Source organism: Corynebacterium sp. HMSC14H10 (assembly GCF_001807105.1).
GTDB lineage: Bacteria > Actinomycetota > Actinomycetes > Mycobacteriales > Mycobacteriaceae > Corynebacterium > Corynebacterium jeikeium_D.
In genome coordinates, this window is sequence record NZ_KV787429.1 from 1 (window position 1) to 2344 (window position 2344).

The 2344-nt window shown below is 52.7% G+C and carries 1 protein-coding gene; it reads right to left on the reverse strand.

What is annotated here, in order from left to right; genetic code table 11:
• Positions 1-480: 480 nt before the first annotated feature.
• Complete coding sequence (locus tag HMPREF3135_RS06900) at positions 481-1929, reverse strand: nucleobase:cation symporter-2 family protein (RefSeq protein WP_070429049.1); 1449 nt, start codon at positions 1927-1929, stop codon at positions 481-483.
• Between the last annotated feature and the right edge of the window lie 415 nt (positions 1930-2344).

A 2344-nucleotide genomic window follows, 5' to 3' on the forward strand; every position in this document is an offset into this window, starting at 1 on the left:
GCCGCGGCCCGCTTTTGTTTTACCCACAAGTAAACAACATTCAATCGATAGATGTCGTAGCTTATGTCTCGGTGATAGCCATTGATTTTGCTTGGTTGTGGGTATTTGGAAGGGGCCCGGTGCGCAGTAGACCGGTCGCGGAGGCTCCTCGAATTCTGGCTCTTAGCTTGGTGGCGTGTGCGATTCATCCATTGCACTTCTGTGACTATCACCGCCACTCATCCCTACATACTGATACCCCAGTCCAATTGAGGCTTTATTACCAAGCTGTCCAAATAGGGAGACATACGCTTACTTAGTAGTCAGCTCTGATCTTCGACTCGTACCTACGAGATGCTGTGGCGGCGTCCTCGATCACGCCAAAAGAAAATCCCGTATAGGTGAGGTATTGCCTGCGCCCATACGGGAGGGTGTCGTATTTAGTTAAGTTAGCCCTGTCTGGGATTAAGCTATGCAGTCGCGCTAATCAAAGTACCGAGGTTAGTTATTACTGCTCGGCTTAGCCGACGGGACGTCTCCGTAGCCGTCGTGGTCCTTATCTTCAGAGTTAATACCTCCGCGGAAGGTGTCGTGAGCACTCGGAGTAACGGCGTGCGGTGCACGGTCGGCGGTGTTGAACAAAAGATTCAAGATGATAGCAGCGACGGAACCTACGCAGATACCTGAAGCCATAAACGTTTGCGCCCATGCCGGTAGTCCGGAGAATAGTTCGGGCGATACAGCAGGAAGTAATGCCAATGCCAACGGAATACCCACGACAATCACGTTGGATTCAGTGAACGTAACCTTGGATAGAGTGCGGACGCCCGATGCTGCGACCATACCGAACAAGGCGATACCGGCACCTCCCAAAACTGGAGCTGGGATAGCGGCAACGAGAGCGGCCGTCTTTGGAATCAAACCCAGGATCAGCAGCATTCCACCTGCAGCTGCGGTAACCCATCGGGAACGTACGCCCGTGATGGATAGGACGCCAATGTTCTGGGCAAACGCCGTGTATTGGAAGGTATTGAAAATACCGCCAATTACGGTCGCAGCACCGTCGGCACGCAGTGTGTCGGCAATACGGTGATTATCAATCTCGGATTCGGTAATCTCGCCGATTGCAAGTACGTCGCCAGTCGCTTCGACCATAGTCACAAGCGAAACAATGCACATGGCAAATACAGCCGAGAGGACGAATTCAGGCATGCCAAAGTAGAATGGATGCGTCAACCCGAAGACTGGTGAGTCCTTAGTTCCAGACCAATCCACCATTCCCAATGGAATGCATAGCAGCAATCCGGAGATCATGCCCACTAGAACGGCAATGCGGGCGAGCCATTCTGGTGCCCATCGCTCAATACTGAGAATTAAGACCAACACAAACGCAGCTACTGCCAAGTTTTGAGGTGCGCCGAAATCTGGAGTGTCCTTGACTTCAGCACCGCCACCAACCCAGTCGGCTGCGACTGGCATAAGCGTCGTGCCGATAATCAATAGCACCGTGCCAGTGACCAACGGCGGAAATAGGCGTAGAAGCGACGCAAAAAGCGGTGCAAAGAGCATCATGAAAATGCCCGATGCAATCACCGAACCGTAGATTGCGGGTACGCCGTATTGCGATCCGATAGTAACCATCGGAATCGCGGCAGAGAAGGTACAGCCCTGAATCAGTGGTAGTCGCACACCAAATCGCCAAATACCCACCGACTGTACGATGGTGGCGATGCCTGCAACAAACAGGTCCGCAGCAATTAGGTGCGGAATATCGGACGGGGACATACGCCCGGCATCCACAAGTGCCCAGCCCACGAAAAGCGGGACTGCCACCGCGCCTGCATACGCGGCGAGCACATGTTGAAAGCCGAGTACAAGCAGTTTCACATGGCCCGGATACTCATCGACCGGATGAACCGTCTGAGTATCGGTCTTCGTTGATGTAGTCACAGTTCGACTTTAGTTCCCTAGTCCAGGTTTTCCTCACTGGAGCTTTCTATTGGGGTGGTTTCGCTCCATCTCGCTTTACGACGAGGCCATCGGGTCACGTCACTTTGCTGAGATAACTCGTGAGTGTGCGTGGGAAGCCGCTGAACGAATGCATTGCGGAACAGCTTTAAGTGAGACTCTAGGGTTATGGTTTTCTATTAGCTCGGAAATACACTAGAAAGGCGTTGTGACCTGCAGGTTCGCTTTATGTGAGAAGTGTGTGTAATGTATCCGGGGTCAGCGCGACAGGGCGATGTGATCGCTGTTGTGGTGATGTGGGGGAGAGTTTACTTTGTATTCACGGTCGGTTTGACTTGTGTTTGCGATGAAGGTAAAGTCTTCTTCTGCTGCTCACGGGGTGGCTGCTGCTTGGTTG